Annotated in this window: 33 protein-coding genes; all 33 read left to right on the top strand. The window is 53.0% G+C overall.

All coding sequences use genetic code 11. The features are described from left to right. Positions 1–81: 81 nt before the first annotated feature. The 33 genes from BMZ79_RS34500 to BMZ79_RS26905 all read left to right on the top strand — a co-directional run bounded on the left by BMZ79_RS34500 (position 82) and on the right by BMZ79_RS26905 (position 23,734). The gene (locus BMZ79_RS34500; RefSeq protein ID WP_177222366.1) at positions 82–1,335 is read left to right on the top strand and encodes a hypothetical protein; all 1,254 of its coding nucleotides are present in this window, start codon (positions 82–84) and stop codon (positions 1,333–1,335) included. Positions 1,336–1,346: 11 nt separating this feature from the next. Beyond that, entirely contained in the window at positions 1,347–2,021 is a 675-nt protein-coding gene (locus BMZ79_RS27050) for a hypothetical protein (protein ID WP_090646481.1), read from the top strand. A 3-nt stretch (positions 2,022–2,024) separates the two neighbouring features. Further along, entirely contained in the window at positions 2,025–3,113 is a 1,089-nt protein-coding gene (locus BMZ79_RS27045; RefSeq protein WP_090646478.1) for a primase C-terminal domain-containing protein, read from the top strand. Positions 3,114–3,131: 18 nt separating this feature from the next. Beyond that, the gene (locus BMZ79_RS27040) at positions 3,132–4,223 is read left to right on the top strand and encodes a DnaB-like helicase C-terminal domain-containing protein (RefSeq protein ID WP_090646475.1); all 1,092 of its coding nucleotides are present in this window, start codon (positions 3,132–3,134) and stop codon (positions 4,221–4,223) included. Between the two features lie 11 nt (positions 4,224–4,234). Beyond that, on the top strand, positions 4,235–4,771 hold the full coding sequence (locus BMZ79_RS27035) for a hypothetical protein (RefSeq protein ID WP_090646472.1): 537 nt from the start codon (positions 4,235–4,237) through the stop codon (positions 4,769–4,771). Positions 4,772–4,774: 3 nt separating this feature from the next. Then, the gene (locus tag BMZ79_RS27030) at positions 4,775–5,731 is read left to right on the top strand and encodes a hypothetical protein (RefSeq protein ID WP_090646470.1); all 957 of its coding nucleotides are present in this window, start codon (positions 4,775–4,777) and stop codon (positions 5,729–5,731) included. Positions 5,732–5,746: 15 nt separating this feature from the next. Then, positions 5,747–6,127, top strand: coding sequence for a hypothetical protein (locus BMZ79_RS27025; protein WP_090646467.1), 381 nt, complete (start codon positions 5,747–5,749; stop codon positions 6,125–6,127). Next, a complete protein-coding gene (locus BMZ79_RS27020) occupies positions 6,124–6,753 on the top strand; it encodes a hypothetical protein (RefSeq protein ID WP_090646466.1) in 630 nt (209 codons plus the stop codon). Before BMZ79_RS27025 ends, BMZ79_RS27020 begins: the two co-directional genes overlap by 4 nt. Continuing rightward, positions 6,750–7,124, top strand: a complete 375-nt coding sequence (locus BMZ79_RS27015) for a hypothetical protein (protein WP_090646464.1) — start codon at positions 6,750–6,752, stop codon at positions 7,122–7,124. Before BMZ79_RS27020 ends, BMZ79_RS27015 begins: the two co-directional genes overlap by 4 nt. Then, positions 7,108–7,338 carry a hypothetical protein gene (locus tag BMZ79_RS27010; protein WP_090646460.1) on the top strand — a complete coding sequence of 77 codons (231 nt, stop codon included), beginning with the start codon at positions 7,108–7,110 and terminating at the stop codon, positions 7,336–7,338. The genes BMZ79_RS27015 and BMZ79_RS27010 overlap by 17 nt, the downstream gene beginning before the upstream one ends. Before the next feature lie 2 nt (positions 7,339–7,340). Further along, positions 7,341–7,832, top strand: coding sequence for a hypothetical protein (locus tag BMZ79_RS27005; protein ID WP_090646458.1), 492 nt, complete (start codon positions 7,341–7,343; stop codon positions 7,830–7,832). An 11-nt stretch (positions 7,833–7,843) separates the two neighbouring features. Then, the gene (locus tag BMZ79_RS27000; protein WP_090646449.1) at positions 7,844–8,083 is read left to right on the top strand and encodes a hypothetical protein; all 240 of its coding nucleotides are present in this window, start codon (positions 7,844–7,846) and stop codon (positions 8,081–8,083) included. Between the two features lie 124 nt (positions 8,084–8,207). Next, entirely contained in the window at positions 8,208–8,564 is a 357-nt protein-coding gene (nrdI, locus tag BMZ79_RS26995) for a class Ib ribonucleoside-diphosphate reductase assembly flavoprotein NrdI (RefSeq protein ID WP_090646448.1), read from the top strand. Next, complete coding sequence (gene nrdE, locus BMZ79_RS26990; RefSeq protein ID WP_090646447.1) at positions 8,551–10,638, top strand: class 1b ribonucleoside-diphosphate reductase subunit alpha; 2,088 nt, start codon at positions 8,551–8,553, stop codon at positions 10,636–10,638. Before nrdI ends, nrdE begins: the two co-directional genes overlap by 14 nt. A 31-nt stretch (positions 10,639–10,669) precedes the next feature. Next, entirely contained in the window at positions 10,670–11,686 is a 1,017-nt protein-coding gene (gene nrdF, locus BMZ79_RS26985; RefSeq protein ID WP_090646578.1) for a class 1b ribonucleoside-diphosphate reductase subunit beta, read from the top strand. Positions 11,687–11,691: 5 nt separating this feature from the next. After that, positions 11,692–12,120, top strand: coding sequence for a pyrophosphohydrolase domain-containing protein (locus tag BMZ79_RS26980; RefSeq protein WP_256253157.1), 429 nt, complete (start codon positions 11,692–11,694; stop codon positions 12,118–12,120). A 20-nt stretch (positions 12,121–12,140) separates the two neighbouring features. Then, positions 12,141–12,272, top strand: a complete 132-nt coding sequence (locus BMZ79_RS35370; protein ID WP_256253156.1) for a hypothetical protein — start codon at positions 12,141–12,143, stop codon at positions 12,270–12,272. Then, positions 12,244–12,522: a hypothetical protein gene (locus BMZ79_RS26975; RefSeq protein ID WP_090646446.1), complete on the top strand. Its 279-nt coding sequence runs from the start codon at positions 12,244–12,246 to the stop codon at positions 12,520–12,522. The genes BMZ79_RS35370 and BMZ79_RS26975 overlap by 29 nt, the downstream gene beginning before the upstream one ends. Before the next feature lie 236 nt (positions 12,523–12,758). Further along, positions 12,759–12,911 (top strand): hypothetical protein, encoded by a 153-nt coding sequence (locus tag BMZ79_RS34495; RefSeq protein WP_177222365.1) that lies wholly within the window; start codon positions 12,759–12,761, stop codon positions 12,909–12,911. Beyond that, positions 12,911–13,363 carry a hypothetical protein gene (locus tag BMZ79_RS26970; protein WP_090646444.1) on the top strand — a complete coding sequence of 151 codons (453 nt, stop codon included), beginning with the start codon at positions 12,911–12,913 and terminating at the stop codon, positions 13,361–13,363. Before BMZ79_RS34495 ends, BMZ79_RS26970 begins: the two co-directional genes overlap by 1 nt. After that, on the top strand, positions 13,363–13,689 hold the full coding sequence (locus BMZ79_RS26965; RefSeq protein WP_090646441.1) for a hypothetical protein: 327 nt from the start codon (positions 13,363–13,365) through the stop codon (positions 13,687–13,689). Before BMZ79_RS26970 ends, BMZ79_RS26965 begins: the two co-directional genes overlap by 1 nt. Then, positions 13,673–14,407, top strand: a complete 735-nt coding sequence (locus BMZ79_RS26960) for a PD-(D/E)XK nuclease family protein (protein WP_177222364.1) — start codon at positions 13,673–13,675, stop codon at positions 14,405–14,407. Before BMZ79_RS26965 ends, BMZ79_RS26960 begins: the two co-directional genes overlap by 17 nt. Positions 14,408–14,536: 129 nt before the next feature. Then, positions 14,537–14,890 (top strand): hypothetical protein, encoded by a 354-nt coding sequence (locus tag BMZ79_RS26955; protein ID WP_218154811.1) that lies wholly within the window; start codon positions 14,537–14,539, stop codon positions 14,888–14,890. 37 nt (positions 14,891–14,927) lie between these two features. Further along, on the top strand, positions 14,928–15,380 hold the full coding sequence (locus BMZ79_RS26950; RefSeq protein WP_090646436.1) for a deoxycytidylate deaminase: 453 nt from the start codon (positions 14,928–14,930) through the stop codon (positions 15,378–15,380). After that, positions 15,331–15,738: a hypothetical protein gene (locus BMZ79_RS26945; protein ID WP_090646435.1), complete on the top strand. Its 408-nt coding sequence runs from the start codon at positions 15,331–15,333 to the stop codon at positions 15,736–15,738. The genes BMZ79_RS26950 and BMZ79_RS26945 overlap by 50 nt, the downstream gene beginning before the upstream one ends. A 69-nt stretch (positions 15,739–15,807) precedes the next feature. Next, positions 15,808–16,710, top strand: coding sequence for a S8 family peptidase (locus BMZ79_RS26940; protein WP_090646572.1), 903 nt, complete (start codon positions 15,808–15,810; stop codon positions 16,708–16,710). 178 nt (positions 16,711–16,888) lie between these two features. Next, positions 16,889–17,356, top strand: a complete 468-nt coding sequence (locus BMZ79_RS26935) for a hypothetical protein (RefSeq protein ID WP_090646431.1) — start codon at positions 16,889–16,891, stop codon at positions 17,354–17,356. A 9-nt stretch (positions 17,357–17,365) separates the two neighbouring features. Further along, positions 17,366–17,944 carry a RusA family crossover junction endodeoxyribonuclease gene (locus tag BMZ79_RS26930; protein WP_090646428.1) on the top strand — a complete coding sequence of 193 codons (579 nt, stop codon included), beginning with the start codon at positions 17,366–17,368 and terminating at the stop codon, positions 17,942–17,944. Next, entirely contained in the window at positions 17,941–18,744 is an 804-nt protein-coding gene (locus tag BMZ79_RS26925) for a helix-turn-helix domain-containing protein (RefSeq protein ID WP_090646425.1), read from the top strand. The genes BMZ79_RS26930 and BMZ79_RS26925 overlap by 4 nt, the downstream gene beginning before the upstream one ends. Then, positions 18,732–18,953 (top strand): hypothetical protein, encoded by a 222-nt coding sequence (locus BMZ79_RS26920; protein ID WP_090646422.1) that lies wholly within the window; start codon positions 18,732–18,734, stop codon positions 18,951–18,953. Before BMZ79_RS26925 ends, BMZ79_RS26920 begins: the two co-directional genes overlap by 13 nt. Positions 18,954–19,037: 84 nt before the next feature. Then, the gene (locus tag BMZ79_RS26915; protein ID WP_090646419.1) at positions 19,038–19,937 is read left to right on the top strand and encodes a CRISPR-associated protein Cas4; all 900 of its coding nucleotides are present in this window, start codon (positions 19,038–19,040) and stop codon (positions 19,935–19,937) included. Then, positions 19,927–20,244, top strand: a complete 318-nt coding sequence (locus BMZ79_RS26910; RefSeq protein WP_090646415.1) for an extracellular matrix/biofilm biosynthesis regulator RemA family protein — start codon at positions 19,927–19,929, stop codon at positions 20,242–20,244. Before BMZ79_RS26915 ends, BMZ79_RS26910 begins: the two co-directional genes overlap by 11 nt. A 13-nt stretch (positions 20,245–20,257) precedes the next feature. Further along, a complete protein-coding gene (locus BMZ79_RS26905) occupies positions 20,258–23,734 on the top strand; it encodes a DNA polymerase III subunit alpha (RefSeq protein ID WP_090646408.1) in 3,477 nt (1,158 codons plus the stop codon). Positions 23,735–23,864 lie beyond the last annotated feature (130 nt).

Genomic DNA, 23,864 nt, shown 5'->3' with positions numbered 1-23,864 from the left:
ATTATAATGTAATGCATTACATTATTATCCTTGAACTATGTTGCAACTTGCGGCATAATAAAACAGCGAGGAGATGAAAGCATGCAAGTCATTGAAAAATATCTGCCGTCGCTAGAGCAGATTAGCAGCATGAGAAAATCGCTGAAGGCTTGTAAGGACGAATGGCTCGAAACGAAGCCAGGCGGCCGCAACAAGCCGGACAGCAAATACATGGGGGTCAACACGGTCCGCCAGATTCTCGATCATACGGTAGACGGAGTTACATATTGGGATTCCGGCCTGCTTCATCAGTGGCGGGAGGAAGTATACCGCAACGAGAAGAACACCACGAACTGGACGTTCGACGGCTACGTGTATCACGTCAAAGGCTATCTGTTCATCCCGGGCCTCGGATACCGCGAGCAGTACGGATGTAAGATCGCGATTGGCGGCAAGGACAATCAGGACTCGGCGTACAAAGCCGCGGCGTCCAACTGTCTCGTTAAATGCGCCTCGATGTTCGGTGTCGGCGAAGAAATCTACTCGAAGATTAAAGTCGATATGGAAGACGATCAGCAGTATAGCCAGATGCAGCAAGATCCGAATTACCAGTTCGGTCAGCCACAGGGCGGGTACCAGCAGCAACAGCAAGGCCAGCAGCAATGGGGCAACCAGCAACAGCAGCAAGGCTATGGCGGTCAGCAACAACAAGGATGGGGCCAGCAAGGCGGATACCAGCAGCAGCAGGGCGGCTGGGATCAATCTGGTTATGGTGGACAGAACTCGGGAAACGTAGTGCCCTTTCCTAACCAACAGCAAAATGGTTGGGGAGGGCAACAGCAGCAACAATCCTGGGCAGTAGACGTGAATCAGCAGGCCAACGGAAACTTCGAGATGAATCCGAATGACTTCCCGTTCAACCCGCATAACGAAGGCACACCGGAAGCTGCGCAGTGGGACAAACAGAACATGCCGCAGCAGCCAAACACCGCGCAGGAGCAGGGCTACCAAGCACAGCCGCAGGCAAGCGCACAGCCGCAAGGGGACGTGCAGCCGCAAGGGAACGTACAGCCGCAGGGTTATCAGGCACAGCCGCAAGCTACGCAGTATGGTCCTCCTGCACAAGCGGAGCAAGCCGCGCCGGCCGACCAAGGCCCAAGCGCCATCCCGACTGAATGGAATCAAGCGGAGATCATGCGGACGCATACGCATCGTCAGCGGCTGAAGCTCGCAACAGACGACCAGCTTAATCCGTATATCCGCGATTTCCTCAAGAGTGAAACGGCCACGCTGCAGGATCTGACACCAGACTCCCTCAAGGGGTTTAACGATTTCCTTGAGAAGTTCACGGCATAGGGGGCCAGCAGATGGAGGAACAAATCTATCAGCTCGCCGAATGGTTCGTGTTCCAGGCCGTGCAAGCAATCGGCACCGATGAAGCCATGCTTGCACGGCTGCAGCGCGCGACAGCTTCGATTCGCAAGGCGACGGAGGCGGGATGGACAATCCATGATCTGCAATTCGAGATCAGCGAGTTCGCCCGCATTCATCCCGAGCTCGTAAAGAGGGTGTATCACCTGGAGGAGATCATCGGAAACAAGAAGCCGCCGAATAATTTGATCGAGCCGGATGTGTTTTATTATCACAACGTCCTGCGCAACGTACCGCCGGCGCCGCGCATCAGTATCAAGGATGGCGTCGTGAAGCGGATCGAGGAGAGCTTCTACCTGGAAATCAAGAAGCGCTTCACGATGGACGAACTGCAGGAGTATTGGTACAAGACGAACGGTATCACGCCGAACGACCATATGCGCCGGCAGGACGAGGGCAAGTTCAAGTACCTGCTTGGCATCTATAACATCGACGAGTTGCTGTTTGCCATTGACGTGGCCCGCTCCATGCGGGCGGAGATGCAGCTGCTCCCGCTTCGCAATGCGTTCGATCTCGAGCGCTACATGGACGATGCGCGGAAGTTCATCGAGGGCAAGAAGAACGTTCACATTCAGGAAGGGATCAACAAGATCGTCCGGAAGGAGGAATAACGAGTGGATCAAGTTTTTATCGAATGCGGCGCCGATCTGCCTTGGAATCGGGATCCGAAGTTTCAATTCACCCGCAAGCACTTCATGCCGGTCGAATACGCAGAGCAATTTCGCAAGCAGTACAACAATGCTGGCGTATACGAAACCGTGATGCGCTACATCAACCCCATCTGGATGCACAACTCCCGGGGTAAGTGGATCATCAATGCGCCGGACTCACTGAAATACGGAGACTTCTATTTGGACTTCGACTATCCGCTGGAAAGCGACGACGACTTCGATAAGATCCGCTCGGACGTCCAGACGGCCATACGTTATCTCAAGGTTATCCTGTCGGTTGATCCTACGCAGATCAACCTGTTCTTCTCTGGCAGCAAGGGCATTCATTTGACGGTGGATGCCCAGGTGCTCGGCCTGACGCCACATGTTTCACTGAACAAAATCTATAAGGATATCGCCACCGATATCGCCAAATACACGCTCTTTAAAACGCTGGACGTGAAAATTTATGACGACAAGCGGATGTTCCGGATGATCAACACCTGGAACTACAAGGGGCAGCGCTTTAAGATTCCGATAACCTACGAAGAACTGTGCAAGCTTTCGCTCGAGGAGATCCGCTTCCTGGCCCAGTTTCCGAGGGAGATCCAGAAGCCGACAACGATCACAAGTCCAAAAGCAAAGCTCGCCTTGGATAAATATATCGAGAAATGGTCGCAGGCGGCGACGCGCCGCAAAGAGTTCTCCGGCAAGCTCATGAAACTGGAGAAGCTGCCGGCCTGCATCAGTACCATGTTTGAGAAGATCTTTCGTGAGACGATCGATGAACGAAACAACTCTGCTACGGCCCTGACTAGCTTCTTAATGCAGCGCGGGACGGAGCGGGAAGAGGCACTCGCCCGCATGGTGCAATGGGGAGAGGAAAACTGCGTTCCACCGCTTCGGAGCAACGACATCGAAGTCGTCGTCAACTCAGTTTATGACGGGCAATACCGCTATGGCTGCGAAACCTATCACAGGCTGAGCGGTGTATGCGAGGGCGAAACCTGTCCGCTGTTCCGGAAGCCGGCAGCCAAACCAACACGCAGATAAAGCAGAGAGGAGATAGCCATGTCAGAATCAATCAACTTCGCAGATATCATGCGCCAGGTCAACGAGCAGATGCAAACCGACACCTCCATATTCGGAGCCGAGGAAAGCAACCCGCTCAAGCTGAAGGTCCTCAATCATGAGGCCATCTTTGGCCGGCCGCTGTCGCCGCTGGAGCAGCGGATGTTTCAGAACATCCAGAACATGGACGCTTACTCCTGGAGCCGAGGCAGCCGTGGTGGACTCCGCAGCCGCTTCCCGCAGTTCGATGAAGGACTCGAGGGCGGTATACAGCCAGGCCTGATCCTGTTTGCCGCCGCGCCGAACGTTGGTAAGTCTGCGTTTATGCTCCAGCTCAGCAAGGACGTCGCGGAATGCAATGATAACGTATACGTGTCCTACCACTCCCTTGATGACTCGAACAACGAGCTCATGCCGCGTTACATCGCCTGTGACCAACAGATCACGATCGCCCAGGCGAAGACGCCGGAGCGCTTTGCCGAGGATCCGAAGATCATGGAGAAGCGTAACGAGGGCATGAAGAACATGTACCGTCGGATGGACCGTTTCGGCATGTTTGATTCCAATTACACGACGTCGCTCGAAGGGCTGGAGGAGCATCTCAAGATGGTGCTGATGACCAAGCCTGAAGGCACGAAGATCGTCATCGCCATTGACTCCTTCAACGATATCACCGTCGAGAGCATCAACTTCAACAACAACGATGCCCGCAACGAACATGTCGCCAAGACGATTAAGAGCTGGTCCACGCAATACAATGCGACGGTCATGTGCACGGCTCACTTGCGTAAAACCAACGGGCGCCGGCCAACAGTCGATGACCTCAAGGATACGATTACGCTGCAGTATGAAGCCACGCTGATCGTGCTTATGTTCAACGAGGTTGGCGTGAAGGAAGAAAATGCGCAGATTTACTGGCTGCAGGAAGACAGCGATGCGAAGATGCCGGTTATCGAGGCGAAGTTCGGAAAGAACAAACATTCCTCCTTCAAGGGAACGAAGTTCTACGAGTTCATCCCGGACTTCTCGTACAGCGTCGAATCGACGCCAGAGGCCGGCCGCCGCTATGCTTCGCTCATATATCAAGGATAGGAGTGTTTAACGTGGATGAAATCAAGATTCAATCGACCACGCCGCAGGAGCAGCAAGCATTCTTGCGGGACTTCGTTGCCCGCATGACGGTCAACAAGCTGCGCGTGGAAACGCTGCTCGGCAAAATCCGGGGTAACGCGAATGATCTCAGGGAGAATACGATCGACGAAAACGAATTGATCCTGACCATGCTCGACAAGTACGGCGGTGACACGGCGCACCCGCAGATCGTTCAAGCCACCAAGCGCTTGGAGCAGAACCAGGGTTACCTGGCCACAATGGAAGCGAACATCGCGGAGCTGGAAACAACGCACAGCGATACGATCACCGACCTGCAGACGCATCTGAAGGAGCTGGCCGACATCGAAATGTCGATCGGTAACTTCATTGCCCATATCTTCGCGCTGCGTGACAACGTGAAGATAGACAAGGACGACGCATCGGTGCTGCACTTCGAGCCCACCGGCAGCGTCGAGATCGCCATTGCAACAAGCCGCGACAGCTGGAAGGACAGCTCGCAGCTGACCTTGACTAAGAAGGAGGGATAACTCGTGCAATACTCATATTTCTTTGATGCCGACAAGACGCATCGGTTGGAGTTTACGATGACGGTTCTGAACTACACGCCGGACACCGTGAACGATCAAGTCATCGTGCTGCTTGGGGCAACTGTCACGGAGATCATCGACAATGAAGAAGTGGCGAAGCAAACGAAGCTTGGCACATTCCATTTCGATCCAGAGAGCCAGAGTCTGGACGTCAACCGTATTCGGATTGCAGAACAGAACAAATGGATCTTCGAGATCACCAACAACAAGAAGCCGGACGAAGCGATTGTCATGGGCCTCATTACGACCACGACCACCGGCAATCCGATTGGCCTTGATATCGAAAGCATCAACACGGGATTCAATGCCGACCTGCGCGCGAACAATCTGGCCATCCTGGAAGCAACCTATGTGCCGCCAGTGCTTGATCAATTGATCCTCGAGGCGTATTTCGCCACGGCGGAATGGCCGAAAGGCTTTACGACGAACTCGGGCATCTACGATAGTATGCGCCAGATGTATCAGCTGCAAGACTTCACGCAGCGCATCGAGATCGCAGACAGTACCAAGTTCGCCATCCAGCTGAACGCCGCACCGCTCTCGCTGCCGGCAGCTAATAATGATATCTTCGGCATCCGGGTCGATGGTGTAGGCAATTTCACGCTCATGAAGGGGCACATCAAATTTGTGCAAGAAGGCGCCGATCCGGTCTTGGATGCTGTGCTCGTTGCACTTGATAAGCAGGTTGCCCCGGCCGACTTCTACGGCTTCAACAGCTTCCTGGCTCCATCCAAACTGCTGATTGAAGGCGATGGCATCAGCAACTTGACGTTCACGTATGCCGGCAAAGTCCTGCATGCGACGTATAATCCGATGAAGCCGGTCGTCTCCATGCAGATGAACAGCTATGAAGGCGTTCCAGTCAACTTGGACAACATGCTTGTAACGTATTACAAATAAGGGGAGAGATTGAAGATGTTAATCGGAATCCATAAGACGGTAGCAGAGCTGCAGGAAATCATCGAGGGTCAAATCACGGCCAACAAAATGGCCTTGAAAGAAGTGGAGCGGGAGTATACCGACCTGCAGATGGACATGCGCGCCAACCCGCCGCGCCGTGCGACCGAGAACAATCCGGTCGAGGATAACCGCCCGGCGCGCAACCTCGAGCTCCAGAAGAAGATCACGGAGCTGCAGAACCAGAACGAATGGCTCGCCGGCAAGCTAGACGAGGCGGAAGTGGCGATTGAGAAAGACATGAAGCTGGCCGACAAAAAGGTTTACCTGACGCTGAATGACTGCATCATGCTTGGCATCGAGCTCGGCGACGAATCCCAGGAGGCCGATGCCGAATGAGTATGTCCGAAGCTGATCTGTTCTGGACACAGAAGTTGCACAAGGCGCAGACGGAAGGCCTCACGAACTCGGAGCGTCATGAGATCCGGGAGCGCTACCTGGCCGAGCAGGTAAAGACCAATACATTCAAGATGGACAAGCGAACCGTTCTCGGCAAAGAGGACATGATGAACCTGCCGCGACACAAAGTCCATGGTTATTGCTCTGCGTTTCAGGAGTGCCCGCTCTGCTACAAATGCCGTAACTATGATTCATCCCATCAAGCTTGCCGCGATTGCGTCCTGACGGAAGAGAAGCTGCATTGCAACACACAGCTGCATAACGAGAGAGTCCTGAACGTGATGATCAAGCGCGAGCGCATTGATCTGGACGGCACTGACTTCCGCATCTTCTTCGTCATGCAGGAGGATGGTAGCGGCCATATCGCCAGGATCATCCTGCCGGGCGGCAGCGTCGTGCTGTACAACCAAGAGCAGGACACAATCGACTTCGAGCCCATGCGACCGTATATGGGCAGGCAGTTCGAGTATTTCGTCAACGGCGAGAGTCAAGGCAAGGGCACGTTCAAAGGTTATACAGAAGTCAACGGGATCAAGGCGATCCAGATAGAGGGGGATTTAAGGTGAAAATTGAGGGCGGAAAGTTTTATCAGAACAGCAAAGGCCTGATCCGGTATGTCGAAGGCTTCGAGACGAAGAAAAAACGCTGGGGAAACTGGGAAGAGGTTGTCTACTATCCAGTATCTCTAACTGGCAAGCACGGCGCTAAAAGGACGTGCGCCTTGAGCACGATGTCTGGTTGGGCGAAGCGGGAGTGGGATCCGGAAGCAGCCAACTACATCAGCCCGCTCCGCGAGAAAGCAGCCACGCTGCTTGCTAATCCTTCGCTGCTGAACAAGGAGTCAGCGCGCATCCTCGTCGATCATCTGGTCGCGGCAGCCAAGGAGGAGCTCCGCCGAGAGCTTGGTCTGGAGACAGGGCATGGCCAAGAAGAGTAATAGCTTCGGCGACATGGGTGACTTCACCAAGATTATGTTTTCGCAGGCGCAGCGCCAGCTGGATGATCCATGCTGGTGCCGCTACTGCGGGGCTGACATCAAGCAGCCAGGGCAGAACAGCACCAAGGACAATATGAGCAATCGTTGGCATAACGATTGGGAGATCGAGAACAACGCACATATGAAGTGCCATGGGGCACGGGGGAGAAGATAATCATGACAGACATTCATGCAGCCGTAGTCACATTTCGCTCGGAGCTCGAGAAGATCGAAAGCCCGGACGTTCGCACGTTCACGCAAAACGTCCTCTCGGCAACCAGCGATTCTTTCTATAACGACGAGCAAGTTGTAACGCATACCAAACAAGTATTCAAGGTCCTGGCTGCCTTCTTGGACAAGGATTTCACGAAGGGCATGCTGCGCGACATCATGCTGGCCAGCGTCCTGTTGTCCGACATCTGCCTGAACAGCTTGGAGGACGAGCTGAAATACTTGCATCCGATCGTCGTGAAGGAGTTCATCAGCCAAGTTGATATGGAAACAGATTTGCCACAGCCGGTCATGGAAGGCCTGATTGCAATGATCGAGAGCCATGAATGGGAACAATCGCCGTCGAAGGCGCTGGAGCCGAAGCCGGGCACGCCGAACTTCCTCACGGCGCTGGCGAACCGCATCGTCCGTTTCGACTTCGTTGCAATTACGATCTAGGAGGTAAACCCATGAAGACGACTGAAAACGTTTATGTAAAAGGGTCTGCGGAAGCGATGAAGCTCCGCAAGCAGTTGCAAAAGGAAGGGTGGGTGTCGGGTCATTATTTGACAAGGCACGGACACTCTCCGGACCAGCTGCGCAAAATGGCCAAGGCTGGCCAGCTGTCGGCTAAGATCCTATGTAATCTCGGTACGACCACGTATTGGTACAATGCGGCGGAAGTGGCGCAATTGAAGCCGATGGCGTAAGTTTGACACAGGCCCCAACATCTTGTGTTGGGGTTTTTTCTTTGTCAAGATCTTGAATCAAATAAAGTTTAGGAATAAAATGATTCTTATCCAATAATGTAATGCCTTACAAACGAGGTGAAGAATGTTAATCGCCTATAGCAGTTTCACAGGTAAGGTGGACAAGTTCGTTCGTAAGCTCGGGCTGCCGATTCTACGAATCCAAGCAGATACGAGCATCGACGAACCTTTCGTCATGGTCACGTATACATGCGGGAGCGGGGAAGTGCCTGAGCACGTCATGCGCTTTCTGGTCAACAACCGCCAGCACCTCCGCGGTGTGGCTGCGAGCGGCAGTAGAAATTGGCCACTCTTTGCCTATGCTGCAGACCGGATATCTGACCGGTTTGGCGTGCCACTGCTTCACAAGTTTGAACTTGCAGGCCGTCCTAGTGACGTACAATATCTGTTAGAGAGGGTGAAAGATCTTGAGTTACATTGAATCAAACAACATGATTCTACAGAAGGATGAAGACGGTTTCTATCAACTCGAGCACGACCAGGCGGCTATCGCTCAGTTCCAAGAGGAAGTCGATTCCAAAATGCGTAAGTTCAAGTCTCCGGAAGCACGCTTCAATTGGATGGTAAGGAATCGATACTACTATCGAGAGCTCCTGAAAGAATACACGATGGCTCAGATCATGGAAATCCATAACCTGGCCCGGTCATTCAATTTTGCCTTCCAGAGCTTTATGGCCATCAGTAAATTCTATCAGGACTACGCGCTCATGACCAACAACAAGAAACAATACCTCGAAAGCTACGAGGATCACAATACGATCGTGTCGCTGTATTATGCAGCCGGCAACATGGACCGTGCCCGCCGCTACATTCGGACGCTCATGAGACAGCATTACCAGCCGGCTACACCTTCCTACATGAACGCTGGCCGCGCTCGCCGGGGCGAACTGGTTAGCTGCTTCCTGCTTATCATGGACGACTCGCTGAACAGCATCAACTACGTGCTGAACTGCTGCGGCCAGCTCTCCAAAGTCGGCGGCGGCGTCTCCGTCAACCTGTCCAATCTCCGTGCCATGTCCGACCCGATCCAAGGCTACGAGGGCGCCGCGAAGGGCATCATGGTCGTCGCGAAGCTGATGGAGGATACATTCTCCGCCTGGGATCAAATGGGCCAGCGAAACGGCAGCGGCGCCGGCTACGTGTCAATCTTCCATCTGGATGCCGATCTTTTGCTGCATAGCAAGAAGCACAACGCTGACGAAAAGGTTCGCCTGAAGAAGCTTTCGACCGGCCTGATCGTACCTCACGTCTTCTTTGATCTGGCGGAGCGGGGCGATGACTTCTACCAGTTCAGCCCGTATGACATCAAGCAGGAATACGGCATTCAAATGAGCGACATGGACTTCGACAAGATGTATGACGAGATCCTGGCCAACCCGAACGTGCGCAAGAGCGAGCCGAAGAATGCACAGGAATACCTCAACGAGATCGCCAAGCAGCAGGTTGAAACCGGCTACCCGTATCTTATGTTCCAGACGAACGCAAATAAGTTCCATCCGCTTCGCCAGCTCGGTAATGTCTCGTTCTCGAATCTCTGCACCGAAATCATGCAGCTGATCGAAGTGTCCGACATCAAGGACTGGGGCAAGAAGCACACGATCCGCCGCGACATCAACTGCGTGCTCGGCTCGCTGAATGCCTACAACATCATGAATGACGAATCGATCGAGGAAGCGGTCTACGATGGCGTCGATATGCTGACCGACGTGGTGCGCAAGTCGAACGTAAAGAATGCTCCTGGCGTTAATCTGGCGAACCGCACGATGCACAGCATTGGTCTTGGCCTCATGAACCTGCATGGCTATCTGGCCAGTGAGCTCATTCCTTACGAGAGCGACTTCGCGCTTGAATATGTGACCGCACTGTACAATGCGCTGAACTATTATAGCTTGAAGCGGTCGATGGAAATCGCAATCGAGCTGGGCGAAACGTTCGAAGGCTTCGAGAAAAGCGATTACGCAGACGGCAGCTACTTCGATCATTACCTGACGAACGATTACCGGCCGACATCGGACCGCGTTAAGGCACTGTTCGGGTCGCAGCATCTGCCGGGGCCGGAAGACTGGACGTGGCTCAAGGGCGAAGTCAAGACGCATGGCATCTGGCACTCGTACCGCCTCGCCGGCGCGCCGACGCAATCGATCTCCTACGTGCAGAACAGTACCCAAGGATTCATGCCGATTACAGACCAGGTGGAAACGCGGACTTACGAGAAATCGAAGACGTACTATCCGATGCCATACCTTTCGAAGCGCACGAATTTCTCATACAAGAGCGCCTATAAGATGGACATGTTCAACCTGATTGACCTGGTGGCCGCCGCGCAGGTTCACGTAGACCAAGCCATCAGCTGTATCCTGTTCGTGGACTCGGATATTCCTACAAACGAACTTTCAATGTATCTCGTATACGCAGCAAAGAAAGGCTTGAAGTCCGTGTATTACGTGCGGACGCGCGAGTTGGCCAAAGAGGAGTGTGAGTCCTGTGCCGTCTAATCCGGAACTAATCGATGACAGCCAAATGATCCTGCACGCCGTGAACTGGAACCGCAAAATCGACGAGTTCACGGAGTATTTCTGGGAGCAAAACAACCGGCAGAACTGGATCGATACCGAGTTCGTGCCGTCCGACGATATCAAGGTTTGGAAGCAGATGGACAAGGCGCTTCAGACAGCTTATGCCTTCGCATTGGCGGGCCTTACATTTCTGGATACGATCCAAGCAAATGTGGGCATGTCGCAGCTGGCCATCCATCTGAAAGAGCTGAAGCGCAAGTCGGTCGCCGGCTTCATGGCCATGATGGAGCACATGCATGCCAAGTCGTACTCGACCATCTTCACGACGCTGATCACCGATGGCTCGTACATCGACTGGCTGCTCGAAGACTGGGTGCGCAGTCATCCGCTGCTGCAGAAGAAAGCCCGGATCATCCAGAGCATCTACCTGAGCATCAAGAACGACGAAGACCTGTTTATGGCTATGGTCGCTTCGGTGTTCCTGGAAAGCTATCTGTTCTACTCCGGCTTCTTCCTGCCATTGTTCCTCGCCGGCGGCGGCGTCGATGGCAAAGCGATGCTGACCAACTCCGCGGAGATCATCAACTTGATCCTGCGGGACGAAGCGATCCACGGCAACTTTGTCGGCATGCTTGCGCAGGAACTGTTCGAGAGCTTCGATGCCGAAACGCAGGGACGCCTGCAGACAAAGATGTTCACGCTGCTCGAGGAACTGCACGAGATCGAGATGGCTTACACCGAAGAAATCTACGCCGAGATCGGCCTCGCGGATCAAGTCAAAGCCTACGTCCGCTACAATGCGAACCGCGCGCTGCAGAACATGGGCTTCGACGATTACTTCCCGGAGGAGCCGGTCAACGTCATCGTCATGAATGCGACATCCAAGATTGCCGAGTTCATCACGCATGACTTCTTCTCGCAGAAGGGCGTGTACAAGAAAGCAAACGTGCAGCCGATCACGCAAGCGGACTGGGATCGTGTAAACGCGCGCCTTCAAGTACGGGCGCATTTAAACAGGGGGATGTAACAACGATGAGCGAACTGATTCAAGCTTATACCGCAAGCATGGACGAGCGTGGTTTGGACCTGGCCTTCAATCAAGTGAAGGCCTTCCACCAGGCATTCAACCATCCAGTGGCGAGCCGGCCTACGATGATGGAACAAGCGCGCGCGGAGAACCGCATGCACTGGTGCCAAGAAGAAATCCAAGAGTTCCTGGATTCGGATAACGTCGTCGATCAAGCAGACGCCATGATTGATCTGATGTACTTCGCGCTCGGCACGCTGGTCGAGCTCGGCGTGAAGCCGCAGGCGCTGATGGACATCGTGCAGCATGCCAATATGTCCAAGCTCTGGCCGGACGGCAAGCCGCACTACCGCGAGGGCGACGGCAAGATCCAAAAGCCGGCGGGCTGGGAAGATCCATATCCGAAGCTGAAAGCCGCAATTGAATCTATGTAATCATCAGGGGGATGAGAGAGATGAAGCATTTGCTGGCAGCTGCTTTGCTCGTGGTCGGTGTGCTCTATACGAGCACGCCGGCGATCGAGGCTGAACCAATTAAATTACCGGGGAGAAGTGAACATGCAAAACATCCTACTGGGCGCAGATAATCCGCAAGGCGAAAAGCTAGAAGAGGTTCTCGCGCAGCTCCAATTCGAGATCCTGGGCAAGACGAAGAAGATCGTGCGTGACGATTCTGAGCCCGCTGCACAGGTCAAGCGAAACAACTATGAGATCCTGCGCCTGCTGAATCAGGCTGAAGAGCTACAGCGAATGTCGATGGCGCTGCTTGAAAAGGTCGGACCGAACCAAGGGCCAACCGGCGCGCCGCGCATCGGCGTCCAGCATATCGGAGACTAGACGATGGAGCTGCTTGCGGGATACCTTAACGCCCACAAGATACCTGATCGGACCTATAAGCCATTCACTTATAGGTTAAAGTCTGGCCAAGAGGTTAAAGTCTCTTGGTCAGCACCAGATCAGCCTCAAATTGATGGGCTCAACAATTTGCTTTTAGCCTACATACAACGAGACGAGATCAGACAACGAGTGCTGCAACAGGGAATCCCTCTATTTGCTTAGGAAGGAGCGACCAAATGAGCTACGCCTATTCTATCCAGCACCTGAAACGAGCGCTTGGGTCGCTTCTGATCCTGAAGAAAACCAGGACACGCACCAAGATCAATCTGAATGCACGGATCCGTGAATTAGAAGAAGCCATAAAACTGCTAGAGAAGGAGCAAGCCTAATGGAATTATTGCAGTCCTATATTGATGGACATCACTTGCGTTTCTTTGCAGAGATCGCCAAGATTCAAGAACGCGTTTCAAAAACGCCGATTCATGAGCAGCACCGGCGCACCGGTCAATCGATGCGAGGGGACGGCTGGTCGAATCTGATGACGTTGGAACATAAGCCGGCGCCGCACACCGAACTGGTCTACGTTAACGGTGTCATGCAGCGAGCGGGGGCCGACTACGATGTGCATGACAGGTCGGTCGTGTTGCGGGAAACACCGAGTAAGGGAGACGTTATTCAGATTCAGTATTCCTGCCCGATCGAAGTGGACGAAGCGGCGCCGCAGAACGAGGCCAGGGTTTTCTTGGGCGGTCAGGAGGTCGGCCGGGTGCAGAACGTTCGCTTAACGCCGGAGATGCGCGGTCACAATGAATCCCGGATGGGCAGAAGGGGACGGAGATAATGGAGCTCATCAACGCCTACACCCGAAGCCAGATCCAAAGCGGAGCTGACTTCAAAGCCATGATCGACAACTTTCTGGCCGTACAGTCCGAGGAGTTTCGTTATGCCAAGAATACGCTTCACGCGCGGCTCGAGATGGCGAAGAAGCTAAAGGATCTGCTTGACGTACACTTCCACACGTACCTGCCGTCCCTACATTTCTTCGATGTCGTCTGTTACGGAGACGACAGTATGGTCAGCATTATGTGGAGCATCATGAATGCGCGCGGCATCTTCGTGCCGGTGCATGAAATCTTTGGAGGCGATGACGATGGAAATTACCGTTGAGCAGCTGTATGACTTTAAAGCCTGCCCGCTTCGGTACAAGTTCATCGAGATCGATAAGATGCCGGTTAAGCTCTCGCAGAATGACGGGCTCCGCGAAGCGATCAAGACAACGATCAGCTATTTTTATCTGAACCTGCATCAAGGCAAGTTGGTTTCGATGGAAGACCTGAAAGCGAAATTCGGCAGCATCTGGTACGACAAGAACAAGATCTACGACATCCAATTTGATGATAAGCAGGCACAGCGCAAGAAGGAACTTGCCGCCATCGAGATGCTGGCTATTTTTCACCGGCAGCAGAAGTTTAATCCCGACAAGGTGATTGCGGTCAACGTAGACTTCCGCGTGCCAATCGGCGATGACTTCTTTGTCCGCGGAAATATCCCGGTCATCCGGGAGACGACGCGTGGGCTGGAGATCGCCAACTTCAAGACGAGCCCGCAGCGCCCGGACGACTTCTGGCAGCGGACGGATATGGACCTTACGCTCCAAGCGATTGGTTTCCACTCCATGTTTAAGAAGGAGCCAGACTCCATCTGTCTGCAGCATTTGAAGACGGGCGTGCCATATTACACGGAGCGCCGGCAGAAGGATTACCAGCGCCTGTATAAATCGGTGCGCATGATGAAGAAAACGATCGACGAGGAATGGTTCTATCCACGGGAGAGCTATCATTGCGACAGCTGTCCGGCCAAGAGCTTCTGCATGGAGTGGCGCTGATGGATCTGATTGTTGAATACATGAAAGAGCATTACCGGGATTCCCCAGCTTATCAGACATACCTGAACCGCTTGAAAATTAATCAATACAAAAACCGATCAGAACGATATTTAGAGGAGCGTGCCAATGATGAGCATTACACAATCGACAAGACAAGAAAGCTACAAGGTAATTCTTGAGACGCTGGGGCAGCGTCAAGCCGCCGTCTACCATGAACTGGAGTTGCTTGGCGACACAGGCGCAACAGCTGGCGAGCTGGCGCTGATCATGCATGAGAAGGAGTATTTCCCGAAGCCCGAACGTAACTTCGTTCACCCGCGGCTTACGGAGCTTCACCTAGCGGGCGTCGTCGAAGTGTGCGGCAAGCGCAAGTGCGGTGTCACCGGCCGGACCTGTGGGATCTACCGCGTCGCATTGGATGACGGAGAGCAGGCGTACTACGCCGAGCCGGCACCTGAATCCGAGCAGCTGACACTGTTTTAGTAGACCACGATGAGAATGAGTTTGGGAGGTCAATAACATGCGCAAAGACTGGGATTCCTATTGGATTGATATTGCGAAGAAAGTCGCCGATCGAGGCACCTGTAATCGACTGCAGGTCGGCTGTATCATCGTGAAGAATAACCGCCTGATCGCAGCCGGCTACAACGGCAGCATCCATGGCCATGATCATTGCGACGACGTGGGCCATCTGCTAAACGACGAGGGGCGCTGCATCCGGACGCTGCATGCTGAGGAGAACGCTATACTGCATACGAACCGGAGGGACCTGATCGGCGCAACCGCCTACGTAACGCATGAGCCATGTGAGAACTGCACGAAGCGACTGAACCAGGCAGGCGTGAAGCGGGTCGTCTTCTTGAACGCCTATCCGAATAAATGGAATAAGCATTTCAAAGTCGGCATGGAGTGGGTGCATTATTATGGAGCTGATCGAAGCGTATCTTCATCAGACGGACGGGAACATAGCTGAACCTGATGAACATGAAGATCTCGAGCGTGCCACGATGGAAGCATTCGCCGAGAACATCATCAAGAACTGCCGTGCGAAGCTGGAGAAAGAGTGGCACAAACGCGCATACACTTACGATGAGTTCTGCAGGGAAGTCAGACGTGCCGCCTTGGAGCGGGCAGATGAATACACCAGGCTCAGGGAGATGGAGGGCGCAAATACACTCTATCTTGAGGATTTTGTGCGGCGACTTCCGATCCGTCCTATCGGCCGCTTCGAAGGGCCAAGCATCTTTACAGTCGTCATGACCTCCTTGTCGATCCTGGTAATCGGTGGAGCTTTCACTTCCTTTTTCCTGCATCTTCTGGGTAAAGTCTAAGCTGAATAATGGAATGTAATGTGTTACAATTTCATATAAGGATACAGGGTGAAGACACAGGAGGACATTATGAAACAAGCATTCAAGCTGGCGAATCACGAAGTGGTAAGTGTTCATCCGTCAAGCGCAGGCGACGATCTGATCGACTGGGGGCTGAACGACATTGGCGCACCGAACGTGTGGCCTAAGTCTACCGGACTGGATGTCCGGGTTGCAATCCTCGATACCGGCGTGGACTTCCATCATCCGGACTTGAAGGAGAACATCAAGGCTGTTATCGATTTCACGGGCTCATCCTACGGCGGCCGCGACCGCCAGGGGCACGGCTCGCACTGCGCCGGCATCATCGGCGCCGAAGACAACGGGCAGGGTATGATCGGCGTTGCGCCACAGACAGAACTGTACTGCGCCAAGGTGCTCAGCGACAACGGAAGTGGCGGCTTTGACTCGATTATCAAGGGGATCCGTTGGGCGATCGACAAAAAAGTCCATCTCATTTCCATGAGCCTTGGCTGCGCCATGGAACCTCCGCAGGAGCTGCATGATGCGATCAAAGCAGCCGCAGCAGCCGGCATCATCATGGTCGCCGCAACCGGCAACGAAAACCATTACGTGGATTGGCCGGCGATGTATGACGAAGTGATCGCAGTATCGGCGATGGGGCGTAATCACGAAAGGGCGAGCTTCTCGAATTATGGCCTCAAAAATGAAATCATGGCTCCAGGCGTTGATATACTCTCTTGCTATAAAGATGGCGGCTATGCCCGCTTATCGGGAACAAGCATGGCGACACCACTTATGGCTGGCAGCATTGCACTTTATCTCTCGTATCTTTTGAGACGCGGCGAAGTGATCCCGGCTACAGACGCGCTGCATACCAAATTGCTTGCTTCCAGCATCGATCTTGGAGCCCCAGGCAAAGACGCTTACTTCGGCGACGGTGTGATAAATCTGGAGAAATTACTAGCATAATCGAGCTAGAGGGAGAAATCCCTCTTTTTTTATTGGTAGATTATGATATAATGATTCCATAAAGTAATGCATTACATTATTGGGTAGGTGATAAAGATGGGGAAACTATTTGATATCGTCGAAGACATGGGAAAAGGAATCAATCGAGAACAACTTGCACAGAAAGGGGATGCACGCAATGTCCGAGAACAACAAACGGATCGGTCCAAGGAAGAATTACATGGTGGAAAGCCAGCTGAACGACCAGGAAAGCAACAATAAGCTGCTTGTTCTGAATCAGCGTACCGATGGCGGCATCACGACCATCGATCTGATTCTGGAGCCGAACAAGTTCGATCAATTCGGCAGCGAGGTTCGCCTGACGTTCGAGGAATACTGCGAGGTCATTAACAACCTGGTTGAAACCGAGGAGAAGGAATGGCACGAGCTCCGCATGAAGGACCAGATCAACATCACGCGGGACGCGATTATCGAGGCTACCATGATTAAATATGCCGCCGAGGAATTGAAGCTGAACAAGGATCACTACTCCGGCCGCGACATCAACTACGAGAAGCGTTATGACGGCGAAGGCCGGTTCATCGGTGAGGCCGTGATCATCACGTTCACCATGGTCTCCGTGCTTGGCATGACGGTCGTTCGATAGGTGTCTGCGATGACGGATAAGCTGATCCTTCCAATGATGATGTTCGGCAGATACAAGGACTATGTGAAGGAACCGGATCCGGAGAAGCCCGGCAAGTATCGCACGGTCTATGAAAAGAACAAGCGTGGCAAGCTGAAGCCGAAAACAAAATGGATCGTACATAGCGAGGCCAATGGCGATCCCGGCTTCTTCCCATCCGTGAACCATATCTACAACAACACCCGCGGCGGCGGCAAGAAGCTGACCAAAGCTGCAGAGGATCTGTTCAATCGCTGGCAGCTCGCCGCTCGCGATTGGTGTTTCCGCAATCAGTGGGAGATGGCCGTCAAAGAGAAGGTCGTCGTCGAGGTGACCGCCTACTTTCCGAATAAGCAGGTGCGCGATACGAACAACGTGTTCAAGCTGCTGATGGACTCCCTGGAGCATGTCATCTTCGACAATGACTATTATGCGCTCCCGCGCGTCAAGGACTTCCTGATCCTCGATAAGGACTGCGGCATCCGGCCGTACTTCGAGCTCGTCATCTTCAGGAAGGAAGACGAAGCGCAGATCGAACTGGAACGCGCCGAGCAGCTCGTGGGCTTATGAGCGAGGAACTCATCAAACGATATCAGGAAACCGGTGAGAGCGAGCAGCTGGTGACCGAGTATCACGCCTTCATCATGAAGTATTACAAGATGATCACCCAGGGTCTGATCGATTTCGAAAATTACGATACGAGGAAGTTCATCTCCTGCTTCATCAAGGACTCGGAGACGCGCAAGGCGCTGATTCGGGGTAAGTACCAAACAAAGGCCGCTCACGGGGCCGCCCATTATGTCGTCGGCTATCTGCGCCGCACGTTCCGGGATTACGACACGTACAAGCCGTGGGAAAAGCATTATCCCTTCGATGAAATCTACCGAGAGCTTGCGATCATCTTCCTGACCTGCGCCAAGAATTATACAGATCAGGGCAAGAGCTTTAAGCGATATCTGTACCACAGCTACCGGTATTACCTGAAGGATCTGATCAACAGCAAGATCTTCGATGCAAGCAGCAAGAAGTCCGGCTATGTCGATATCTTCGCTGCCGATACCATCGCCCCGATCGACGAGGCCGGCGCGCTGAAGTATGAAGACAATCCGTTCGCCATCACCATGGACGAAGACACGGATCTCGAGCACAACATCCTCTGGATGAATGGCATACATTGTAACGAGCTGTTCCAGGACTTGAATTATACGGAGCGGTTGATCTTGGTAAAAGCATTTCTCGATCAAAAATCCGACAAAGAGATAGCCCAGCTAACAGGCCTCCATCATCGGTCCGTATATCGCATCAAGAAAAGACTCGTGGACTATTACAAGGAGCTATGGGCGAAGGGAGCAATCAAATGGATACGATAACGAATCCTGAAATCATCGCAGTTGTATGCACGACACCTGGACCGGAGGTACATATCACTGACGTGAATCCGGTTTTGCTGGATAAGGTTGTACAAAATGATTACTGGGTCGAAGTCGGCAACGTGGTTTTTCCGTTTGACTGGTACGACTCCATGGAACTGTGCGATGAAACAACTTTGAAGCGGGTTAAAAGGGAGTATAAACTTTAGTTATCTCCCGTTTTCTCTTGATTTCTAGGTTTTACAAGGTTATAATAAATAATGTAATGCATTACATTATTGGAGGTTCAACCGTTGGAATTATTAGAAGCCATGATCAACAGCTATTATAGCGAAAAGCTCAAACATGATACCCGCCCGATGCGGAAGTTTCATCCTTCAACGATCGGTATGTGCCAACGCAGGATCGTGTTCGACATGCTCATGGTTCCTTATAAGCCACATGAATCTCAGCTCGTTCGCATCTTTGAGAATGGTCACAGCATGCACCATCGGTATGAGAAGCTGTTCAAGGATATGGGAATCTTGGTTCAAGCGGAGATGAAGCTGGAGAACGAAGACATCAGCGGCCACACGGACGCGTTGGTCAAGATCCAAAGCTTCATGAATCCGTTTGGCGAGTATTATCTGATCGAGCTTAAGAGCGCCTTCAGCAAAAGCTTCGAGTGGATGCAAAAGAACAACTCGCCGAAAGCCGAGCATAAAGCGCAGCTGACGTTCTATCTGTATCTCGCACAGACCATGCTGAACCTGGACGTCCGAAAAGGCATCATCTTCGTGGAGAACAAAGACACGCAGGAAGTTTGGGAACATCATCTGGACTACGATCCGCGGTTCGGCGAGCAGCTCATGGAAAAAGCTCGGACGCTGATCCAACTGGCGAAAGAACGCCGGCTGCCGGAGATCCCGAAGGGGCACACGCCAAGCTTTTACAAATGCGCGCAGTGCAACTACAACTTCTACTGCCACGGTGACTCCCGTAAAAATGATGGACAAGTTCGGTATCCGATCCCCTTCCAATTCGGCAGTCCGATCTACCAGGACGTGCTGACCATTCTGCACGCGATTCAAAATGGCCTTCCCATCCCTGATGTGATTAAGGGCGACACCAACGGAGATCTGGTGCGCGAAGTGACAGAACGCAATACAACAAATCACAACATGCAAAGGTGGATGGATTTAGATGTACGTTGACGTTGGATTTTCTAACTACGTTGAAGCAAACAAAATCGTGACAATTAGCCGGCCGGATTCTTCTCCGATTCGTCGGATGGCTCAAAAGGCCAAAGAGGAAGGCCGCTACATTGACCTGACGCAAGGCAAGAAAACGCGCTCTGTGATCGTGTCTTCCGACCAAAAGGGAACGATCATCATCGGCTCGGCCGTGCAAACCAGCACGATTATCAGCCGCCTGGACCGGGCAAGAGCGAAGTACGATTCTGCGTCGATCGGTGAAATCAAAACTCTTGAGCTGATCGGTGAGGGCAGCTCGGAGCAATAAAGGAGACGGGCTCATGTGTGTGCATCTTCATGTGCATAGCGAATTTTCGCAGCTGGATGGCTTGTCTCAAGTCACTACGCTTGCGAAGCGGGCCAAAGAACTCGGGAGCATGGCACTAGCTATCACCGACCACGGTGTGTGCGGTGCCATTCCTGGTTTTATAAAGGCCTGCAAGAAAGAGGGCATCAAGCCCATTCCCGGCTGCGAGGCTTATATGACAAAGGATCGCCTGCTGAAAGGCGATTTCATGAAAGAGAAGCGCACCGCCTTGATGGACAAGTATGCCGTCAAGGATAAGCCGCTCAAGCAATTCATCAAGCATATTGAACGCAACCCGCAGGACTTCGAGGTCATGGCCCGTCAGTTGCTGGCGGAACTGCTCATGAAAGAAGACGGTCTTGAAATGGCTGCTCCGGTTGGTGATGGCCAACTCGACCTGTTCAGCATGGCAGAAAACGCCGCTCCGGAAGAGAAGCTCAACACGCTGGATCAATTCCGTGAGGATATCTACGATTACCTGCAGTACGACAACTACCATCTGGTATTGATCGCAATAAATAATAAGGGGCTGGAAGATCTCTATGAAATTGTTTCAGACGCTCATCTTAACGGTTTCTATTCCGATCCTCGCACTGATCTTGCTTTTATTCGTGAACGTAATTTGGGTGCTGATCTCATTGCTACTTCTGCTTGCCTGGGTTCTTGGTTCAGTCGGCTGGCTCTTGCTGGGCGTCTGGAGGATGCTCGAGCATTCATTCAAGAATGCAAAGAAACGTTTCACTCGTTTTACCTCGAAAAGCAAGCAACCCGAATCCCCGACCAGCTTAGATTAAACGCGCTGATTGACCAGCTCGCTGCGGAGACGAACACCCCGAAGATCGTCACGACGGACGTGCATTACGCCTACAAGGAAGACAACGTGACGCATGATGTTCTCGTGGCTGCTTCGATCGGCAAATGCGTGTCTGACGAGGACCGACTCATCTATGCCCACGAGTTCTGGATGAAGGACGAACAGGAGATCCGGGAGATCGTCAACGACGACGAAGCGATCGCCAACACGCACAAAATCGCCGAGCTCGTCAATGTGGACCTGCCAAAGACGCAAGTATTCCCGCGGTATACGATCGAGGAGGGCGACACTGCAGAGCTGCAGCTGGAGAAGCAAGCGTGGAACGAGCTGTTCACCTATGCGCTTAAGAAGCCAATCAACCTAGAGCAATACGCCCGGCAGCTGAAGTATGAGCTGGAGATCATCTGCAAGCAGGGCTTCGCCGATTACTTCCTGATCGTATCGGATTACATCCAGTGGGCGAAGCGCAACGGCTACCGCGTCGGCCCGGGTCGCGGCTCTGCAGCCGGCAGCCTTGTGGCGTACCTGATCAAGATCACAACGCTCGATCCGATTGAATGGAACCTCATGTTCGAGCGCTTCCTGAATCCGGAGCGCGCCGGCTATCCGGACATCGACGTGGACTTCTCCTATGAGGGCGCAAAGGCCGTCCAAGAGTACATGAAACAGAAGTACGGCGCCGATCGCGTCGCGCAGATTGGCACCTATGGCACGTTGGCCGCACGCGCGGTCATCCGGAAGGTCGGCAAGACGCTGGGCTACAGCCTGACCGATCAGGACGTATTTGCAAAGTCGATCCCAGAGAAGCCCGGCATCGAGCTTTCGGAGGCCCATGCTGCTGAGCAGGCCGTTCAGCACTATGCGAATATGTGGCCGCAATGGTGGGAAACTGCGCTGAAGCTCGAAGGTCATGTCAACCAGGAAGGTGTTCATGCCGGCGGCATCGTGCTCTCGCCAATCCCGCTGACCAAGACAGTCCCGCTCCGAAAGGATAAAGAGGGGCTCACGACCACCATGTACGACATGGAATGGATCGAGAAGTTCCTGGTCAAGTTCGACATCCTGAAGCTTGACACACTTGACCTTATTAAACTGACGATGGAAAATGCAGGGCTCATCAATTTCGATATAGACGCAATTGACTTGAACGATCCGAGGATTTACAGCGAGATCTACAATACCTTGAATCTCTCCGGTATCTTCCAGGTCGAATCCGACCTATATCGAAAAATCATTTCGGACATGAAACCGAACAGCGTGCAAGATATTTCGGTTATCGTGGCACTCGGCCGGCCGGGCCCGATGGATCTGATCCCATCCTATGTTCGCCGTAAGTGGGGACAGGAGCGGGTCACGTATCCATTCCCGCAGCTACAGGAAGTGCTCGAAGGTACCTATGGCGTTTGGGTCTATCAAGAGCAGATCATGAAAGCGTCCGTTATTATGGGCGGCTTCACGACTGGCCAATCCGACATGTTGCGTAAAGGGATCTCGAAAAAGAAGCACGACATCATGAACCGCTGGATTGACCTAATGATTTACGGATCCGCGGCGTACAAAGAGATGCAGCAGCAGCGCATCGCGCAATATCCAACGCAGGAAACAATCCCGGTCGATGCCGAAGGCAAGCCGACTGTTTGGGTGGACTACGACTATGCAGAAGAAGCGCCAGATAACATTCCAGGAGCACTTAGCCGCGGCTATGACGAAGCAACGCTGCTCCGCATCAAGGAGCAATGGATCAAGTTCGGTGAATACTGCTTCAACTACGCTCACAGCGCCTGCTACGCCGTACTCTCCGTCCAAACCGCATTTCTTAAGTGTTATTACCCAACCGAGTTTATGGCCGCTCTGCTGACCATTTCGGAGGGCAAGAAGGACAAGAACGGGAATCCAAAGTCGGTAGGCTACATGCATGAATGCGAGGAAATGGGCATCCGTATCCTGCCGCCCGACATCAACCAGTCCAACGCTTCGTGGACACCGATTCCGAATACGGATCCGAACATGAAAGGGAAGGGTCTGATCCGCTACGGCCTCGGTAGTATCGCCGGCATCAGCGGCGACTCTGTGATTGAGATCACCAACAAGCGGCCGTATGACAATCTGGAGCACATGTTGTTCCAAGTGAACCGCTCGAAGGTTAATAAGACGAAGGTTGAGGCGCTAATTAAGTCAGGCTGCTTCGACAGCACGATGAACCCAAACCGCTACCTGCACTGGCGGACGTACATCGGCAGCCGCGGCGAGGCGTATGAGGACATCCCAGCCAAGACGATGAAGCGGGACATTCTCGCCTTCGAGAAAGAATACCTGGGTGCGAGTGTGTCCGTGAAGTCGCGCTGGGAGATGATCCCGGACGGCAAAGAGGATGTCTCGATGACCGGTATCGTACAGAAGGTCGAGCCGTTCAAGGCGAAGAAGACGGGCACCGAACATTGCCGCATCATGATCGAGACGGCCGAGGATGAAGTGAACGTCATGGTCTTCAATAAGCTGTGGAAAGACCATTACGCCGACCTGCAGGTGGGTCGTAAGGTTCAGATCCGCGGCAACAAATCCAAGATGGACCTGCTGGCTGACAAGATCACCTACGTCACGCAGGCCATAGAAAACTGGGAAGTGGATTTCGCTTAATGCTTAGGAAGCGTGGGGCATTTTCGGCTTCCTCCTTGGGAGTACTCCTTTAATATCGCGGCTTTTTTGCCGATGATAGAAGAATAGAAAATGTCAACACTTCACTTTTTGGCCAGCATGAGCGATAATA

It is taken from the genome of Paenibacillus sp. UNC496MF (assembly GCF_900113915.1).
Classification (GTDB): domain Bacteria; phylum Bacillota; class Bacilli; order Paenibacillales; family Paenibacillaceae; genus Paenibacillus_Z; species Paenibacillus_Z artemisiicola.
The sequence above is the reverse complement of the archived record's forward strand: the minus strand, read 5'-3'. Positions and strand labels throughout refer to the sequence as shown.

Excerpts from the sequence above, each read along its gene's own strand:
- BMZ79_RS34500 (WP_177222366.1), top strand. The coding sequence starts at position 82 with ATGCAAGTCATTGAAAAATATCTGCCGTCGCTAGAGCAGATTAGCAGC.
- BMZ79_RS27050 (WP_090646481.1), top strand. The coding sequence starts at position 1,347 with ATGGAGGAACAAATCTATCAGCTCGCCGAATGGTTCGTGTTCCAGGCC.
- BMZ79_RS27040 (WP_090646475.1), top strand. The coding sequence starts at position 3,132 with ATGTCAGAATCAATCAACTTCGCAGATATCATGCGCCAGGTCAACGAG.
- BMZ79_RS27025 (WP_090646467.1), top strand. The coding sequence starts at position 5,747 with ATGTTAATCGGAATCCATAAGACGGTAGCAGAGCTGCAGGAAATCATC.
- BMZ79_RS27020 (WP_090646466.1), top strand. The coding sequence starts at position 6,124 with ATGAGTATGTCCGAAGCTGATCTGTTCTGGACACAGAAGTTGCACAAG.
- BMZ79_RS27010 (WP_090646460.1), top strand. The coding sequence starts at position 7,108 with ATGGCCAAGAAGAGTAATAGCTTCGGCGACATGGGTGACTTCACCAAG.
- BMZ79_RS27005 (WP_090646458.1), top strand. The coding sequence starts at position 7,341 with ATGACAGACATTCATGCAGCCGTAGTCACATTTCGCTCGGAGCTCGAG.
- BMZ79_RS27000 (WP_090646449.1), top strand. The coding sequence starts at position 7,844 with ATGAAGACGACTGAAAACGTTTATGTAAAAGGGTCTGCGGAAGCGATG.
- nrdI (WP_090646448.1), top strand. The coding sequence starts at position 8,208 with ATGTTAATCGCCTATAGCAGTTTCACAGGTAAGGTGGACAAGTTCGTT.
- BMZ79_RS26980 (WP_256253157.1), top strand. The coding sequence starts at position 11,692 with ATGAGCGAACTGATTCAAGCTTATACCGCAAGCATGGACGAGCGTGGT.
- BMZ79_RS35370 (WP_256253156.1), top strand. The coding sequence starts at position 12,141 with ATGAAGCATTTGCTGGCAGCTGCTTTGCTCGTGGTCGGTGTGCTCTAT.
- BMZ79_RS26975 (WP_090646446.1), top strand. The coding sequence starts at position 12,244 with ATGCAAAACATCCTACTGGGCGCAGATAATCCGCAAGGCGAAAAGCTA.
- BMZ79_RS34495 (WP_177222365.1), top strand. The coding sequence starts at position 12,759 with ATGAGCTACGCCTATTCTATCCAGCACCTGAAACGAGCGCTTGGGTCG.
- BMZ79_RS26970 (WP_090646444.1), top strand. The coding sequence starts at position 12,911 with ATGGAATTATTGCAGTCCTATATTGATGGACATCACTTGCGTTTCTTT.
- BMZ79_RS26965 (WP_090646441.1), top strand. The coding sequence starts at position 13,363 with ATGGAGCTCATCAACGCCTACACCCGAAGCCAGATCCAAAGCGGAGCT.
- BMZ79_RS26960 (WP_177222364.1), top strand. The coding sequence starts at position 13,673 with ATGGAAATTACCGTTGAGCAGCTGTATGACTTTAAAGCCTGCCCGCTT.
- BMZ79_RS26955 (WP_218154811.1), top strand. The coding sequence starts at position 14,537 with ATGAGCATTACACAATCGACAAGACAAGAAAGCTACAAGGTAATTCTT.
- BMZ79_RS26950 (WP_090646436.1), top strand. The coding sequence starts at position 14,928 with ATGCGCAAAGACTGGGATTCCTATTGGATTGATATTGCGAAGAAAGTC.
- BMZ79_RS26945 (WP_090646435.1), top strand. The coding sequence starts at position 15,331 with ATGGAGCTGATCGAAGCGTATCTTCATCAGACGGACGGGAACATAGCT.
- BMZ79_RS26940 (WP_090646572.1), top strand. The coding sequence starts at position 15,808 with ATGAAACAAGCATTCAAGCTGGCGAATCACGAAGTGGTAAGTGTTCAT.
- BMZ79_RS26935 (WP_090646431.1), top strand. The coding sequence starts at position 16,889 with ATGTCCGAGAACAACAAACGGATCGGTCCAAGGAAGAATTACATGGTG.
- BMZ79_RS26930 (WP_090646428.1), top strand. The coding sequence starts at position 17,366 with ATGACGGATAAGCTGATCCTTCCAATGATGATGTTCGGCAGATACAAG.
- BMZ79_RS26925 (WP_090646425.1), top strand. The coding sequence starts at position 17,941 with ATGAGCGAGGAACTCATCAAACGATATCAGGAAACCGGTGAGAGCGAG.
- BMZ79_RS26920 (WP_090646422.1), top strand. The coding sequence starts at position 18,732 with ATGGATACGATAACGAATCCTGAAATCATCGCAGTTGTATGCACGACA.
- BMZ79_RS26910 (WP_090646415.1), top strand. The coding sequence starts at position 19,927 with ATGTACGTTGACGTTGGATTTTCTAACTACGTTGAAGCAAACAAAATC.
- BMZ79_RS26905 (WP_090646408.1), top strand. The coding sequence starts at position 20,258 with ATGTGTGTGCATCTTCATGTGCATAGCGAATTTTCGCAGCTGGATGGC.